Below are 16,351 nucleotides of genomic sequence, written 5' to 3'. Positions count from 1 at the left end.
GCGCCGACCGGCGGCGCTCCTGCCCATCCACCGCGCCGACCCGGTGGGCATGTGCGACCATGCCCACTCAGTGGCGGCACCCGGTGGGCAGGTCCGCGCAGTCCGGCTCGCCGCCCATACCCCGGCCGGGCCTGCCGTTGCTGATCGTCAGGCCCTCCCGGTATCCCTCCTTCGCGGAGCACCGGCCGGCGAGGCTCCAGAAGGAGAAACGCTCTCCGGGCGCGGTCGGGACGCCGTCGATCTTCGGGGCGGTGTGGCCGAGGCTGACGGCCTTGTTGTCCTGCAGTTCGGTGTCGACGTTCCCCAGGCGCCGGCGGATCAGGGAAGTGTGCCGGTAGACGGTCACCGGCAGGGACTCCTCGGAGCGGGTCGACGAGATCCTGCCACGCCCCGACAACGACGAAGCCCCGGTACCCGAACGGGTACCGGGGCTTGCTCGTCCTGCCGGGGTCAGGCGTCGACGACGATCGCGTTGACCACGGGCTGGCGGTTGTAGAACCGGCGCATCCAGTTGGCGGTGGCCCGCTCGATGATGTCCTCGGGGTCCTGGCGGCGTCCGCCCTGGCGGTTGCCGGCGGCGTCGCGCAGTGCCTTCTCGACGGCGGCGCCGGCCTTGTCGAGGTCCTCGTCGGAGCAGGAGAAGCCCTTGGTGAAGAACTCGGGGGCCTCGACCATGTTGCCGTTGTCCGGGTCGATGATCGCGAGGATGGTGACGACGCCCTCCTCGGCCAGGCGGCGGCGCTCCACGAGGTCCTCCTCGGTGATGCCGCCCACGCTGTCGCCGTCGACGAACACGAGCCCGGCGTCGACCTTGCCCGAGATGGTCGCGCGGCCGCGGACGAGGTCCACGGTCACGCCGTCCTGGGCGAGGACCACGTTGCGGGGATCGACGCCGGTGGCGACGGCGATCTCCGAGTTGGCCCGCAGGTGGCGCCACTCGCCGTGCACGGGCATGACGTTGCGGGGCTTGACGATGTTGTAGCAGTAGGCGAGCTCGCCGGCGCTGGCATGGCCGGAGACGTGCACCTTCGCGTTGCCCTTGTGGACCACGTTGGCGCCGATCTCGGTTAGCGCGTTGATGATGCCGTAGATCGCGTTCTCGTTGCCCGGGATGAGGGAGCTGGCCAGCAGCACCGTGTCGCCCTCGGTGATGCGGATGGCGTGGTCGTTGTTGGCCATGCGCGAGAGCGCGGCCATCGGCTCACCCTGCGAGCCGGTGCAGATGAGGACCACCTTGTGGTCGTCGCTGCGCTCGAGCTTCTTGAAGTCCACCAGCAGGCCCTGCGGGATGTTGAGGTAGCCCAGATCCGCCGCGATGGTCATGTTGCGCACCATCGAACGGCCCACGAACGCCACCTTGCGGCGGTGCCGGTGGGCGGTGTCGATGATCTGCTGGATGCGGTGGATGTGGCTGGCGAAGCTGGAGACGATGATCCGGCGCGGCGCGGTGCGGAACACGGCGTCGATCGCGGGCCCGAGGTCCTTCTCCGACGTCGTGAAGCCGGGGACGTCCGCGTTGGTGGAGTCGGTGAGGAACAGGTCCACGCCCTCCGCGCCGAGCCGGGCGAAGGAGCCGAGGTCGGTGATGCGCTTGTCCAGCGGGAACTGGTCCATCTTGAAGTCGCCGGTGTGCAGGACCATGCCGGCCGCGGTGCGGATGGCGACGGCGAGGCTGTCCGGGATGGAGTGGTTCACAGCGACGAATTCGAGGTCGAAGCCGCCCATCGTGCGGCGCTCACCCTCCTTGACCTGGATGGTCTTCGGGGTGATCCGGTGTTCCTTGAGCTTGGCCTCGATGAAGGCGAGCGTGAGGCGCGAGCCCACCAGGGGGATGTCGGCGCGCTCCTTGAGCAGGTAGGGCACCCCGCCGATGTGGTCCTCGTGGCCGTGCGTGAGGACCACGGCAACGACGTCGTCGAGCCGGTCGCGGATGTAGGAGAAGTCCGGCAGGATCACGTTGATGCCGGGCTGGTGTTCCTCCGGGAACAGCACCCCGCAGTCCACGATCAGCAGCTTGCCCTCGAACTCGAAGACGGTCATGTTTCTGCCGATCTCACCGATCCCCCCGAGAGCGACGATGCGCATGGCTCCCTTGGCCAGTTCCCGTGGTGCTTTCAGTGCGGCAGGTCTTTTATTCACAGATCAGGTTTCTCTCGTTGGTGAGGAATGGCGGGGGAGCGGCCGTCAGACGAGTGTCGTCGAGGCCGGCAAACCCGGCGATTCCGTTCTGGTTGGTCCCCCGCGTTCGGGGAAGATACTCCTCCTAGACTACGGGGTTCGGCGCATGGGCGGGGGCCGACCGCTCCGCGGAGGCGCCGGACGACGACGCCCGGACGGTAAACTGGAGGTTTGCGTCCATGTCCCGTGGCCGTCCGACAGAGGAGCAACAGCCTGGCTTCCACCCTTACGCCCGCTGCTCCGGTGACCGCCGCGGCGGTTTCCGGAGGCGGCGATACCCGCCGTTTCCGTCCCGAGGTGCAGGGGCTGCGGGCCCTCGCCGTCGCGATGGTGGTGGTCTACCACGTGTGGCTCGGCCGGGTGTCTGGCGGCGTGGACGTCTTCCTGCTCGTCTCGGCCTTCCTGCTCACCGTCACGTTCACGCGGAGGCTCGAGGCGCAGCAGCCCCTCGCGCTCGTCGCGTACTGGCTCAACCTGCTGAAGCGGCTGCTGCCCGCCGCCGTCGTGGTCCTCCTGTCCGTCCTCGCCGCGACGGCCGTGTTCGTACCGAGCTCGCGCTGGCGTGCGGTGTTCGACCAGACGTGGGCGTCGCTGACCTACCGGCAGAACTGGGAGCTCGCGGGCAACGCGGTCGACTACTACGCCCTCGACCACAGCGCGGCCAGTCCGCTGCAGCATTTCTGGTCCCTGTCGATCCAGGGGCAGGTGTTCCTCCTGTGGCCGCTCGTCTTCGCGCTGGCCGGTGTGCTCGCCGCCCTCACGCGGCTTCGTCCGCGCCCCGTGCTGATCGTCCTGTTCGGCGCCCTCTTCGCGGTATCGCTCGCGTTCTCGGTCTGGCAAACCGGGACCGACCAGGCGGCGGCCTACTTCGACACGCGTGCCCGGCTCTGGGAATTCGCCCTCGGGTCGCTCGTGGCCCTCGCGCTCCCGTACCTCGTGCTCCCGCGGCGGGTGCGGGTGGTCTTCGGCTGGGCCGGCGTGGTCATGATGCTGGCGTGCGGCGTCCTCCTGCAGGTGCAGCAGCAGTTCCCGGGGTTCGTCGCCCTCTGGCCGACGCTGGCCGCGGCCGCCGTGATCGTCGCGGGCCGCACGGACAGCCCCGCCGGCGTGGACCGCTGGCTGTCCTCGGCGCCGCTCCTGCGCCTCGGCGGGGCGTCCTACGCGCTCTACCTGTGGCACTGGCCCCTCCTGGTCATCTGGCTCGTCGTCGCCGGCAAGGAGAACGCCGGTCTGCTCGACGGCGCCGTCGTCATCGCCGCCTCCCTCGTGCTGGCCGCGCTCACCACGCGCTTCGTCGAGGAGCCGGTGCGCTCGTGGTCCTGGCCGTCCGTGCAGCGCCGACGGACCGGCCTCGTCGCGGCGCTGGCCCTCGCCCTCGTGGCCGTCCCGCTCTCCGGCTGGGAGTACCGGGTGCAGGCGCAGGAGGCGGCGGTGGAGCAGCAGACACGCGCCGACAACCCTGGTGCCGCCGCCCTGGACCCCGGCTTCGAGTACCGGGGCGCCGACGACGCGCTGGTGAAGCCGCTCACGAGCAGCCTCGGCGCGGAATGGGCGGACGTGGACGGGCCGTGCTCGGAAGCCCTGATGCCCGCCGACCCGCAGCTGTCCTCGTGCGTCCAGACCGGGGACGAGGCGACCGCGGAGCGGACCGTGCTGGTGCTGGGCGATTCCCATTCGCAGATGTGGATGACCGCGCTCGGTGCCATGGCCGAGACCAACGGCTGGCTCGCCGTCTCGGTGCACCGGCCCAGCTGCCGCTTCGTCGATTCCCGCGAGGACGTGGACCCGGAGTGCCAGGCCTTCAACGACGCCGTCCGTGCCTACGCCCTGGAACTCGCCCCAGACGCCGTCCTCACCGTCGGGACGCGCACGGACTGGAGTTCGCCGGACGAGGTGGTCCCGGCCGGCTTCGAGGCAGGCATCACGCCGCTGCTGGACGCGGGCATCCCCGTCGTCGCGCTCCGTGACACGCCGCGCTTCGAGGAGGACATGGCCGAATGCACGGCCCTCCATGCCGCCGACCCGGCGGCCTGCGATGTCCCGGCGGCGGAGGTGCTCGCGCCGTCGTCGCCCCTGCTGCCCCTGGCCGGGCGCCTGCCCGGGCTCGAGCACGTGGACCTGACCGACGTCGTCTGCGCGGGGCGGACGTGCCCCGGAGTGGTGGGGAACGTCCGCGTGTACATGGACCGCGACCACCTCTCCAGGACCTACGTCGAGACGACGGTCCCGGTCTTCGAGGAGCGCTTCACGGCGGCCCTCGGCTGGTGACGTGAGCGCTGTCACCGGAATAGGGCGCTTCCCCGATCCGTTCTAGACTGTCAGGGCCTACCGGCGTATCTTCGGCCGTCGGCCCCGACCTCCACCCCCACCGGTCCACACCGAAAGAGGCGCAGCAGTGACCCAGCAGTCCGGCCAGAACGAGACCCACGACCCCTTCGGATTCATCGGCCTGACGTATGACGATGTGCTCCTGCTCCCCGGCCACACCGACGTGATCCCCTCGGAGGCCGACACGTCGTCGCGCATCTCCAAGCGCATCACGGTGAAGACGCCGCTGCTCTCCTCCGCGATGGACACCGTCACCGAAGCGCGGATGGCCATCGCCATGGCGCGGCAGGGCGGGCTCGGCGTCATCCACCGCAACCTGTCCATCCAGGACCAGGCGGACCAGGTGGACCGCGTGAAGCGCAGCGAGTCCGGCATGATCACCAAGCCGCTGACCATCGGTCCGGACGCCACGCTGCAGGAACTCGACGAACTGTGCGGGCACTACCGCGTCTCGGGGCTGCCCGTCGTGGACGCGGCGGGGCGCCTGCTCGGCATCGTCACCAACCGCGACACGCGCTTCGTGCTCGAGCGCGACTTCCCGCGCACGCTCGTCCGCGACGTGATGACGAGGATGCCCCTGGTGACCGGCTCCGTCGGGATCAGCGGCGACGACGCCATCAACCTCCTCGCGCAGAACAAGATCGAGAAGCTCCCGCTCGTCGACGACGCGGGGATCCTGCGCGGGCTCATCACCGTCAAGGACTTCACGAAGGCCGAGCAGTACCCGCTCTCCACGAAGGACGACGACGGCCGCCTCCGCGTCGGCGCGGCCATCGGCTTCTTCGGCGACGGCTGGGAGCGCGCCATGACCCTCGTCGACGCCGGCGTCGACGCCCTCTTCGTCGACACCGCCAACGGCCACAGCGCGGGCGTCCTGGAGATGATCTCCCGCCTCAAGGCCGAGACGTCCCTCGCGCACGTCGACATCATCGGCGGCCAGGCCGCCACCCGTGAGGGTGCCCAGGCCCTGATCGACGCCGGCGCCGACGGCATCAAGGTGGGCGTGGGCCCGGGGTCCATCTGCACGACGCGCGTCGTCGCCGGCGTCGGCGTCCCGCAGGTCACCGCCATCTACGAATCGGCGAAGGCTGCCATCCCCGCCGGGGTGCCCGTGATCGCGGACGGCGGCCTTCAGTACTCCGGTGACATCGGCAAGGCCCTCGTGGCCGGCGCCGACACCGTGATGCTCGGCTCGCTCCTCGCCGGCTCCGCCGAGGCGCCGGGAGAGCTGATCTTCGTCAACGGCAAGCAGTTCAAGACGTACCGCGGCATGGGCTCGCTCGGCGCGATGCAGACGCGCGGCAAGAACACCTCGTACTCGAAGGACCGCTACTTCCAGGCGGACGTGACCGGCGACGACAAGCTGATCCCCGAGGGCATCGAGGGCCGCGTCGCCTACCGCGGGCCGCTCGCGTCCGTGGCCTACCAGCTCGTCGGAGGCCTGCGCCAGACCATGTTCTACACCGGCGCCCGCACCATCCCCGAGCTGAAGGCCAAGGGCAAGTTCGTGCGCATCACCGCCGCAGGCCTCAAGGAATCCCACCCGCACGACATCCAGATGACGGTCGAGGCACCCAACTACGGCTCCAAGTAGGGCGCCGCGCGTGGCCCCTCGGGCGGGAGGGCCCGCGTGAGCGGTCTCCCGCAGCCCCAGGTGGCCGCCCGCCGCAAGCTGCGGCTGGGACCGTACGCCCGCGCCGTCGGGCAGGTCCTCGTCGTCAGCGCGAAGGCGTCGCCGGGCGCCGTCACCATGAAGGTCGCGGGCTCCCTCATCTCGGCGGTCCTGCCGCTGGTCACCACCTACTACGCGTCGCTGACGACGACGGCGCTGGCCGCCGCCTACGCGGGGGACCCGGACGCCGGGCGGTCCGCCGTCGTCTACGTGATCGTCACCGCCGTCCTGGGCCTGCTGTGGGGGGCGTTCACGAGCGTGGACCGCTACATCCAGCAGGTGCTGAGCTTCCGCGTCGGCGCGATCGTGGGCGACCGCATGTACGAGCGCTTCCTCGCCCTGGAGTTCTGGCGGTACGACGACAAGGAGACGATCGACCTCTACGACCGCGCCCGCCGGTTCTCCGACTCCTATGCGCGCGTCCTCGACCGCATCGCCGCCATCTTCACGCAGCTGGTGTCGGTGCTCCTCGCGATCGGCGCGCTGCTCCTGGTCAGCTGGTGGATCGCCCTGATCGTGCTGGTGGCGATCATCCCGAGCGTCTACCTGCAGTTCCGGCTCGCACGGGAGCAGATGGCGCACTGGAACACCCAGGTGGACTCCCGGCGGCAGCGGCGCATGATCGAGACCAACCTCATGAAGCCGCAGCACATCGCCGAGATGCGCCTCTACGGGATCGTCCGGTACCTGATGGACCTGCGCTCCACGCTGAGGGACGCCGACGAGAAGCGGCGCCTCGACTTCCAGAAGCGCTACATCCCCAAGCAGCTCCTCGCGGACGCCCTGCAGTACGGGGCCGAGCTGCTCGCCCTCGTGTGGATCGTGGGGCAGATCATCGCCCGCGCGCAGCCCGTGGGGCAGTTCCTCTACGTGCAGCAGATCGTCAGCCGCGCCCTCAGCACGGCCAACAGCCTGGTGTCCTCGCTGAGCTCCATCGACGAGGACCTCGCGAACCTCAAGGACTACGAGCAGTTCATGGACTTCCCGCTGTCCACGGCCGCGACGGGACGCCTCGAGGACCCGCCGTCCGCCGTCGAGCTCCGGGACATCCACTTCACCTACGCCGGTGGCGAGGCCGAGGTCCTCAGGGGCATCTCGATGACCTTCGAGCGGGGGACCCACGTGGCCATCGTGGGCGACAACGGGGCGGGCAAATCCACGCTCATCCGGGTCCTCGCCGGGCTGTACCAGCCGAGCAGGGGGACGGTGCGGCTCGACGGCCGTGACCTCCGGGGCATCCGCATCGACGACTGGCACCGGCACCTCGCGGTCATGTCGCAGGACTTCCTGCGGTACGAGTTCGCGACGGCGGAGAACAACATCTACTTCGGTGACGTCCACCGGCCGCGCGACGATGCGAGGGTGCGCCGGGCGGCGCGCGACGCCGAAGCGGCCGACTTCATCCAGAAGATGCCGAACGGGTTCGAGAACTACGTCAGCAACTGGATGGAGGACCCCCGCGGGCGCAAGGGTAGCGGTCTCTCCGGCGGTCAGTGGCAGCGGCTCGCCATGGCCCGCAACTTCTACCGGGACGCGCCGTTCATCGTCATGGACGAGCCGACGTCGGCCATCGACGCGCTCGCCGAGCACCGCATCTTCACCCGCCTGTTCGCCGACCGCTCACGGACGATCATCGCGATCAGCCACCGCCTGGCGACCATCGAGAAGGCCGACGTCGTCCACATGCTCGAGGACGGCGAAATCGTGGAGTCGGGGACGCACCGGGAACTCGTGGCGCTGCGGGGCCGGTACTTCCGGATGTTCGAGAGCCAGCTGCCCGACGCCTGACCCGCGCAAGCGGCCGCGCCCGCGCGACGCGACACCTGCCGCGAGGGCGCGCTGGGCTAACCTAGAGCAGTGACTTACGAGATCGAGATCGGCCGAGGCAAGCGCGGACGCAGGGCATATTCGCTGGACGACGTGGCGGTGATGCCCTCCCGCCGCACCCGTGATCCGCTCGACGTCTCCGTGCAGTGGCAGATCGACGCCTACCAGTTCGAGATGCCGGTCGTCGCGGCCCCCATGGACTCCGCGATGTCGCCCGCCACCGCGATCGCGATGGGCCGGCTCGGCGGCCTCGGCGTCCTCAACCTGGAGGGTCTGTGGACCCGCTACGAGGACCCGCAGCAGGCCCTCGACGAGATCGCCGGACTGAGCGCGGAGAACTTCAGCCCCGCCGCCACCCGGCGCATGCAGGAGATCTACGAGGCCCCGATCCAGGCCGAGCTCATCACGAGCCGCCTCGCCGAGATCCGCGAGGCCGGCGTGACGGTCGCCGGGTCGCTCACGCCGCAGCGCACCCAGCAGTTCTACAAGACGGTCCTCGCGGCCGGCGTCGACATCTTCGTCATCCGTGGCACCACGGTCTCCGCCGAACACGTGTCCAAGAACGAGGAGCCGCTGGACCTCAAGAAGTTCATCTACGAACTCGACGTCCCCGTGATCGTGGGCGGCGCGGCGGGCTACACTCCGGCGCTGCACCTCATGCGCACCGGTGCGGCCGGTGTGCTGGTCGGCTTCGGCGGCGGCGCCACGACCACGACCCGCCGTGCGCTCGGCATCCACTCGCCGCTCGCCTCCGCCATCGCCGACGTCGCCGGAGCCCGGCGCGACTACATGGACGAATCCGGCGGGCGCTACGTGCACGTCATCGCCGACGGCGGCATGGGCGCCAGCGGGGACATCGTCAAGGCCATCGCCATGGGCGCCGACGCCGTCATGCTCGGCTCCGCGCTCGCCCGGGCCGAGGAGGCGCCCGGCCAGGGGTGGCACTGGGGTCAGGAGGCACACCACCCGGAACTGCCGCGCGGCGACAGGGTCAACATCGGGACCGTCGGGCCCCTGCAGGAAGTCCTGTGGGGCCCGTCACACCACACGGACGGCACCTCGAACCTGATCGGGGCGCTGCGGCGTGCGATGGCCACCACCGGGTACTCGGACCTGAAGGAATTCCAGCGGGTGGAAGTAGTCCTCTCGCCGTACGTCTCGGTCGACTGAACCCCGAAAGGCACCCTGTGAGCGAGAAGCCGCTCGATCTGCACGACGCCGAACTGACCACCCCCGACCTCGTGATCCTCGAGATGGAGGCGACCTCCAAGGAGGAGGCCGCGGCCCAGCTCGCAGGGCGGCTGTACGAGGCGGGCCGGATCTCGGACCTCCAGGCCTTCCTCGACCAGGTCAACTCCCGTGAGCACCAGATGGCGACGGGGCTTCCCGGCGGCGTCGGCCTGCCGCACGCACGCAGCGAATACGTCAACCAGACCTCGATCGCCGTCGGGGTGACGCGCTTCGGGTACAGCCTCGACTTCGGGGCCGTGGACGGCCCGGCCACCCTCGTCCTCCTCATGGCCACCCCCGCGCAGTCCTTCTCGGAGCACCTCGAGGTCCTCGCGACGATCGCCCGCAGCCTGTTCAAGGAGAACTTCCGGGAGTCGCTGCGCCGCGCGCACGACGCCGAGGTGATCGCCGAACTGATCAACTCCTCCCTGGTGTTCTTCGACCACTAGCAGACGGCCAGCCGGTCAGCCGGTCAGCTGGACGGCCAGCCGGACGACCGGCCCGTCAGTCGCTCCGCCACGAGTGCCACAGGGACGCGTACGCGCCGTCGAGCGCGAGCAGTTCCTCGTGGGAGCCCAGCTCCGCGATCCGCCCCTCCTCGACGACGGCGACACGGTCGGCGTCGTGCGCCGTGTGCAGGCGGTGCGCGATGGCGATCACGGTCCGCCCCTCGAGGACCGCGTTGAGCGAGCGCTCGAGGTCGCGTGCGGCCTGCGGGTCGATCAGGGACGTCGCCTCGTCGAGCACCAGGGTGTGCGGATCGGCGAGGATGAGTCGCGCCAGCGCGAGCTCCTGGGCCCGCGCAGGGCTCAACTCGTACGCACCCGAGCCCACCTCCGTGTCCACGCCCTCGGGCAGCTGCTTCACCCAGTCGAGCGCCCCGACGCTGCGCAGGGCGTCCTCGATCTCGCCGTCGCCCGCGTCCGCCCGTCCGAGGCGCACGTTGTCGGAGACGGAACCGACGAACACGTGGTGCTCCTGCGTCACGAGCGCCACCTCGCGGCGCAGCGCGTCGAGCGGCCGGTCCACGAGCGGCACGCCGCCCACCGTGACGGAGCCCGACGTCGGCGGGTGGATCCCCGCGATCAGGCGCCCCAGCGTCGACTTGCCGGCCCCCGACGGGCCGACGACGGCCAGGCGCTCGCCCCGCACGAGCGTGAGGTCCACGCCGTGCAGCACGTCGTGCCCGGGACGGTAGGCGTAGGTGGCGGCCGACACGACGATGTCGTCGTTGGCCGGTTCCGCCGCCGTCGCCTCCCGGTCGGGCTCGACGCCCTTGATGCCGACGATCCTGGCCAGCGACGCAGCGCCCACCTGGATCTCGTCGGTCCACATGATGAGCAGGTCCACCGGGTCGATCAGCCGCACCGCGAACAGGGCCACGGTGGCCACGGCACCGGGGGTGACCATGCCCTGGCCGGCGAGCCAGCCGCCCCACAGGAGGACGGCCGCGGCAGGCAGCCAGAACGCGATGTCCGCGGCCGGGAACAGCACGGAGCGCAGCCACAGCGTGTAGCGCTCCGCCCGGTAGCTGCTGCCGAGGGCGTCGTCGAGGTCCGCGCGGCGCAGCCCTCCCAGGCTGAGGGCGTCCACGGTGCGGGCGCCCTCGATGCTCTCGGTGATCGTCCCGTTCACGACGGCGTACGTCTCGCGTTCGCGCATGTACCCGCCGGCGCTGCGCCGGAGGTACCAGCGCGTCACGGGCCAGAGCAGCGGCAGCCCCACGAGGAGGGCCAGCGACAGGACGGGGGAGGTGACGACGGCGGCGCCGAGCGTCAGGACGATCGTCACCACCGAGACGACGACCTGCGGGACGCCGAAGCGCACCGTGTGGGACACGGCGTCGATGTCGTTGGTCGTGCGGGCCACCAGGTCGCCGGTGCCGGCCTTCTCGACCGTGGAGAGGGGGAGCGCGGTGACGTCCTCCATGAAGTCCTCGCGCAGCTCGGCGAACACGCGTTCGCCGAACACCATGCCGGACCGGACGGCGTACCGGCGCAGCACCGACTGCACCGCGAGGAACGCGAGCATGCCGAGCGACACGGATGCGACGACGCCGGACGTCGTGCCCGCCGCGACGGCATCGATGAGGATGCCGAGCAGCAGGGGTCCGGCGAGCCCTGCGACGGCCGATCCGACGTACAGTGCGATCACCGCCCCGAGGCCCCGCCGGTGGTGGCGGATCAGGCGTGATGCCTCGTCGCGCACCGCTTTCGGCGCGGCGACGGGAAGCGTGGCCGTGCTACTCACTGCGCATCACCACGTCCCGGTACGCGGGGTGGCCGGCCATGAGGTCGGGATGACTGCCCTGTGCGGCGACGCGGCCGTCCTCGAGGAAGATCACGCGGTCCACGGCCCGCAGCAGCAGCGGGCTCGCGGTGACGACGACGGTCGTCCGGCCGTCCCGTCGCCGCGCCCCGGCGAGCCGGGAGGCAATCCGCTGCTCGGTGTGGGCGTCGACGGCGCTGGTCGGTTCCACCAGGACGAGGGTCTCGGCGTCGGTCAGGTAGGCACGGGCCAGGATGAGGCGCTGCCGCTGCCCTCCCGAGAAGCCCCGGCCCCGCTCGGTGACCTCGTGGTCGAGGCCCCCGTCGAGTCCGTCGAGGATGTCGAGGGCGCTGGCGGCTTCGAGGGCTCCGAGGATCCCGCCGTCGTCGTGCCGGCCGTGCGGGTCGAGCTGCCGGCGGAGGGGCCCGCTGAAGAGCTGCGGGCCCGCCTCGCTCACCACGATGCGCTCGCGGATGGCAGCGAGCGGAATGTGCCGCAGGTCGGCGGCGCCCCACCGGACGGTCGCCTCCTCGAGGGCGGCGTCCTCGAAGCGGCCGAGGCGGGTGACGGCGTTTGTCGCCTCCGCGGGGTCCTTCGAGACGACAGCGGTCAGCAGGCCGGGTTCGACGACGACGCCGGAGCGCTCGTCCACGAGGGCGGAGCCCGACGGCGGGGCGGGGACCGGCGTCGTGCTGTCGGCGACGTCCGCCCGGACCGCGAGCACGGCGAGGATCTTCCGTGCACCCACGTGGGCGCGGATGAAGCGCGCCACGGAATCGGCCGCCGCCCGGATGGGCGTCATGAGGAAGATCGAGAAGCCGTACAGCGCCACGAGCTGGCCGGGCGTGATGTCACCCGAGAGGACCAGGGACGCCCCGACCCACGTGAACACCACGCTGAAGGTGCCTGCGATGAAGACCTGGGACGCCTCGAGGTCCGCGAGGGAGTGCGCCACCCGGATGCCCGAGTCGCGTGTCTCCGCGGACCTGGCCCGGTAGCGGTCCACGAAGATGTGCTCGCCGCCGATGCCGCGCAGCACGCGCAGTCCGGCCACGGTGTCCGCGCCGACCGCTGTCATCCGGCCGGATGCCTCGCGCTGCTCACGCTGCCTCGCCTGCAGCGGCCGCACCACGAACAGGAGCAGTCCGCAGCACGCGGGGACGCCCGCGAGCACCACGACGCCGAGCACGGGGGAGGTCTGCCAGATGAGGGCCGTCACCACGAGCCATGCCGCGGTCGCGCCGGCGAGCCGTGTCAGGACCTCGTAGACCTCGCCGAGCCGGAAGGCGTCGGAGGCCGCCGTCGAGACCACCTCCCCGGTGGACAGGGCCGCAGGCAGCGCGTCGCCGGTCCTGCTGATCGTGTGGCCCACCAGGCGGACGGAGCGGAACGCGGCTTGCATCCAGTTGCTGACCCCCGCGCGGTGCGTGGCGGTGTCGGAGGCCGCCTGGACCACCATGAGGCCGAGCAGGGCGCCGGCCCACGCGACGAGCGCCGGGTAGTCCGCGCCGATCACGCCGTCGTCGATGGCCCTGCCGAGGACGAAGGGCATGACCGCCTGCGATGCCATCCACACGGTGCCGAGCAGGATCCCGGCGGCCAGCGTCGCCTTCTGGTGGCCCGCGAGCCACAGCAGGTAGCGCGCAGGCGAACGCAGATCCGGTGGACCGGTCAGGGGATAGGGATAGGAGCGCACGAGGACCAAGCGTAGACCGTATCCGGGCTCAGTGATAGAGATATCCCAATCAGTTTTTCCGGTCCCGCCCCGGGCCGTCCCGCGTGGGCGTCATTCGTTGTTCTACACGGGCACGAAGTACCTTTAAGTGGTGTTGAAGACCGCGCTCAAGCCTCGATGGATCCTTCTGCTGATCCTCGCGATGGTGATCGCCTCGGTCTTCGTGCTCCTCAGCCAGTGGCAGTTCAACTCCTCGCGGCAGGCCCCGCCGCCCGCGCCGAGCACCACCGAGGAGGTCCGGCCCCTGACCGACGTGCTCCAGCCCCTCACGCCCCTGTACGCCTCCGGCGCCGACCAGATGGTCTCGCTCGACGGCGATTTCCTGCCGGACACCCGCACCCTCGTCCAGGACCGCCTGCGCGACGGCGAGGAAGGACTCTGGGTGGTCCAGGCGTTCGCCGTCGACGGCGTGGCGACGCCGGCGGGCGACGCCGGGGAGAGTCCCGTGATCCCGATCGTGCTCGGCTGGCTGCCCGCGGCGGAGGATGCCACGTCCCTGCCCGAACAGGAGGGCCCGGCCGCCGTCGTCGGACGCCTCCTGCCACCCGAAGCGCCGCTGGTGCAGCGGCCCGTCGAGGGCCAGGTCCCCTCGCTGTCCACGGCCGAGCTCGCCACCCGGTGGGACGTGCGCGCCTACGCCGCCTTCGTGGTGGCGACGACGGTGACCGCCGGGGGAGCGGACGTGCCCTTCGCTGCCGGCATGGAGCCGGTGGTCGTCGGCCCGCAGCCGCAGGAAACCCCCATCAACTGGCTGAACATCTTCTACGCGATCGAGTGGTTCGTCTTCGCGGGCTTCGCGTTCTTCCTGTGGTGGCGGCTCGTCGCCGACGACCACCGCCGCTCGCTCGAGGACGCCGCCGACGCCGCTGATGACGCGGAGGCCCAGCCCGCGGCCGGCGTCGGATCCGACGGCAGGCCCGCAGCAAGCTCCGAGATGAGACCCGACACCGAAGGCGGAATGCACCGTGACTGAGCCAGCTCTCGACCCGACCACAGGAACGGGCCGTGCGCCCGCGAAGGGCAAGCCGAAGCGGCGGTTCGGCGGCACGCACGCGCAGATCCGCTCCGCCCTGAAGTTCTACAAGATCCTCGCGTACGCGACAGGTGTGATGCTCCTGCTCGTGGTCGTGGAGATGGTCGCCAAGTACGGGTTCGGGACGGAGATCGTGGCCGGCGGCGGCGCGCCCCTCCAGTTCCTGCCCGAAACGGTCGCTGCGACGGCCGGGGGGCTGAACCTCTCGACCACCGTGCTGATCGTCCACGGCTGGCTGTACGTGGTCTACCTCATCGCCGACTTCCGCCTCTGGCAGATCATGCGCTGGCCGTTCGGCCGCTTCATCCTGATCGCCCTCGGCGGCGTGGTGCCGCTGCTGTCGTTCATCGTCGAGAAGCGGATCCACCGGCAGGTGGAGGAGGACCTGGCGGCGCACCCTGAGGCCGCGCCCCGCTACTGAGCGGCTTCACAGAGGCCCGCTGATGCAGGCCGGTCCGCGCTCGCAGACTATTGTTGACGGGTGACTACCCCCGAGAACGGCTCCGAACACCGACCTGTCCTCGTCGTCGACTACGGCGCGCAGTACGCCCAGCTGATCGCGCGCCGGGTCCGCGAGGCCGACGTCTACTCCGAGATCGTGCCGCACACCCTGAGCACGCAGGAGATCCTCGCGAAGAACCCCGCGGCGATCATCCTCTCCGGCGGTCCGTCGAGCGTCTACGCCGAGGGTGCGCCGCGGGTCGAGGCCGACCTGTTCGAGGCCGGCGTGCCGGTCCTCGGCATCTGCTACGGCTTCCAGGCGATGGCGGACGTCCTCGGCGGCACCGTCGCCAGGACGGGCCTGCGGGAGTACGGCTCCACGGACGTGCGCTCAGACGGCGCGGCGCGCTCCATCCTCAGCGGGACCCCCGAGCACCAGACCGCGTGGATGAGCCACGGCGACAGCGTGCAGTCCGCCCCCGAGGGCTTCGATGTCCTCGCCAGCACCGCCGGCGCGCCCGTCGCAGCCTTCGCGAACGAGGAGAAGGGCCTCTACGGGGTGCAGTGGCACCCCGAGGTGAAGCACTCCCAGCACGGCCAGGCCGTCATCGAGAACTTCCTCTTCCGGGGCGCGCGCCTGGCCCCGAACTGGACCACCGGTAACATCCTCGAGGAGCAGGTGCAGCGCATCCGCGAGCAGGTCGGGGACGCCCGCGTGATCTGCGGGCTCTCCGGCGGGGTCGACTCCGCCGTGGCCGCCGCGCTCGTGCAGCGCGCCGTCGGCGACCAGCTCACGTGCGTGTTCGTCGACCACGGGCTGCTCCGCGAGGGCGAGGCCGAGCAGGTGGAACGCGACTTCGTCGCGGCGACGGGCGTCAGGCTGTACGTCGCCAACGAGCAGCGCCGATTCCTCGACGCGCTGGCCGGCGTCTCGGACCCCGAGACCAAGCGCAAGATCATCGGCCGCGAGTTCATCCGTGCCTTCGAGGAGGCGGAACGCGCCATCATGCGCGAGGCGGAGGCGGACGGCGAGTCCATCCGCTTCCTCGTCCAGGGCACGCTCTACCCCGACGTCGTCGAATCCGGCGGCGGCGAGGGCGCCTCGAACATCAAGAGCCACCACAACGTGGGCGGCCTGCCCGAGGACCTGCAGTTCGAACTCGTCGAGCCACTCAGGGCCCTCTTCAAGGACGAGGTGCGCGCCGTCGGCGCCCAGCTCGGCCTGCCGGCGGAGATCGTGGGCCGGCAGCCGTTCCCCGGCCCGGGGCTGGGCATCCGGATCGTCGGGGAGGTCACCGAGGAGCGGCTCGAACTGCTCCGCACAGCGGACGCGATCGCACGGGCCGAACTCACGGCGGCCGGACTCGACAACGAGGTCTGGCAGATGCCCGTGGTCCTGCTCGCGGACGTCCGCAGCGTGGGGGTGCAGGGCGACGGCCGCACCTACGGGCACCCGATCGTCCTGCGTCCGGTCTCGAGCGAGGACGCCATGACCGCGGACTGGTCACGCCTGCCGTACGACCTGCTCGCACGGATCTCGAACCGGATCACCAACGAGGTGGACGGCGTCAACCGCGTGGTGCTCGATGTGACGAGCAAGCCGCCCGGAACCATCGAATGGGAGTAGGCGGACTCCGGG

General features: G+C 70.8%; 12 protein-coding genes. 8 read left to right on the top strand and 4 right to left on the bottom strand.

Annotation, left to right across the window (positions count from 1 at the left end):
• Positions 1 to 67: 67 nt before the first annotated feature.
• Positions 68 to 346 carry a VanW family protein gene (locus IWX63_RS02100; RefSeq protein ID WP_334685557.1) on the bottom strand — a complete coding sequence of 93 codons (279 nt, stop codon included), beginning with the start codon at positions 344 to 346 and terminating at the stop codon, positions 68 to 70.
• 104 nt (positions 347 to 450) lie between these two features.
• Positions 451 to 2,085 (bottom strand): ribonuclease J, encoded by a 1,635-nt coding sequence (locus IWX63_RS02095; protein ID WP_199276537.1) that lies wholly within the window; start codon positions 2,083 to 2,085, stop codon positions 451 to 453.
• Between the two features lie 336 nt (positions 2,086 to 2,421).
• Here IWX63_RS02095 and IWX63_RS02090 point away from each other — a divergent pair, with 336 nt between their 5' ends.
• The 5 genes from IWX63_RS02090 to IWX63_RS02070 all read left to right on the top strand — a co-directional run bounded on the left by IWX63_RS02090 (position 2,422) and on the right by IWX63_RS02070 (position 9,684).
• Complete coding sequence (locus IWX63_RS02090) at positions 2,422 to 4,446, top strand: acyltransferase family protein (protein ID WP_334685556.1); 2,025 nt, start codon at positions 2,422 to 2,424, stop codon at positions 4,444 to 4,446.
• Positions 4,447 to 4,573: 127 nt separating this feature from the next.
• A complete protein-coding gene (guaB, locus tag IWX63_RS02085; RefSeq protein WP_199276471.1) occupies positions 4,574 to 6,100 on the top strand; it encodes an IMP dehydrogenase in 1,527 nt (508 codons plus the stop codon).
• A 36-nt stretch (positions 6,101 to 6,136) separates the two neighbouring features.
• The gene (locus tag IWX63_RS02080) at positions 6,137 to 7,966 is read left to right on the top strand and encodes an ABC transporter ATP-binding protein (RefSeq protein WP_199276470.1); all 1,830 of its coding nucleotides are present in this window, start codon (positions 6,137 to 6,139) and stop codon (positions 7,964 to 7,966) included.
• A gap of 69 nt (positions 7,967 to 8,035) precedes the next feature.
• Complete coding sequence (locus IWX63_RS02075) at positions 8,036 to 9,175, top strand: GuaB3 family IMP dehydrogenase-related protein (protein WP_199276469.1); 1,140 nt, start codon at positions 8,036 to 8,038, stop codon at positions 9,173 to 9,175.
• A 17-nt stretch (positions 9,176 to 9,192) separates the two neighbouring features.
• Positions 9,193 to 9,684, top strand: a complete 492-nt coding sequence (locus tag IWX63_RS02070; RefSeq protein ID WP_199276468.1) for a PTS sugar transporter subunit IIA — start codon at positions 9,193 to 9,195, stop codon at positions 9,682 to 9,684.
• Positions 9,685 to 9,739: 55 nt separating this feature from the next.
• On the opposite strand, the gene IWX63_RS02065 is transcribed toward IWX63_RS02070, so the two are convergent.
• Positions 9,740 to 11,485, bottom strand: coding sequence for an ABC transporter ATP-binding protein (locus IWX63_RS02065; protein ID WP_199276467.1), 1,746 nt, complete (start codon positions 11,483 to 11,485; stop codon positions 9,740 to 9,742).
• Complete coding sequence (locus IWX63_RS02060; RefSeq protein WP_199276466.1) at positions 11,478 to 13,199, bottom strand: ABC transporter ATP-binding protein; 1,722 nt, start codon at positions 13,197 to 13,199, stop codon at positions 11,478 to 11,480. The genes IWX63_RS02065 and IWX63_RS02060 overlap by 8 nt, the downstream gene beginning before the upstream one ends.
• Positions 13,200 to 13,329: 130 nt before the next feature.
• On the opposite strand from IWX63_RS02060, the gene IWX63_RS02055 reads away from it, so the two are divergent.
• From IWX63_RS02055 to guaA, 3 genes are read left to right on the top strand one after another with little or no spacing between them, the layout of a single operon-like run.
• Positions 13,330 to 14,211 (top strand): SURF1 family protein, encoded by an 882-nt coding sequence (locus IWX63_RS02055; RefSeq protein WP_334685555.1) that lies wholly within the window; start codon positions 13,330 to 13,332, stop codon positions 14,209 to 14,211.
• Positions 14,204 to 14,692, top strand: coding sequence for a DUF3817 domain-containing protein (locus IWX63_RS02050; RefSeq protein ID WP_199276465.1), 489 nt, complete (start codon positions 14,204 to 14,206; stop codon positions 14,690 to 14,692). Before IWX63_RS02055 ends, IWX63_RS02050 begins: the two co-directional genes overlap by 8 nt.
• A 60-nt stretch (positions 14,693 to 14,752) precedes the next feature.
• Entirely contained in the window at positions 14,753 to 16,339 is a 1,587-nt protein-coding gene (gene guaA / locus IWX63_RS02045; RefSeq protein WP_199276464.1) for a glutamine-hydrolyzing GMP synthase, read from the top strand.
• Positions 16,340 to 16,351 lie beyond the last annotated feature (12 nt).

It is taken from the genome of Arthrobacter sp. CAN_A2 (genome assembly GCF_015752045.1).
In the GTDB taxonomy this organism is placed as follows: domain Bacteria; phylum Actinomycetota; class Actinomycetes; order Actinomycetales; family Micrococcaceae; genus Arthrobacter_D.
Note: the sequence above shows the minus strand (reverse complement) of the source record. Positions and strands in the feature narration are given on the sequence as shown.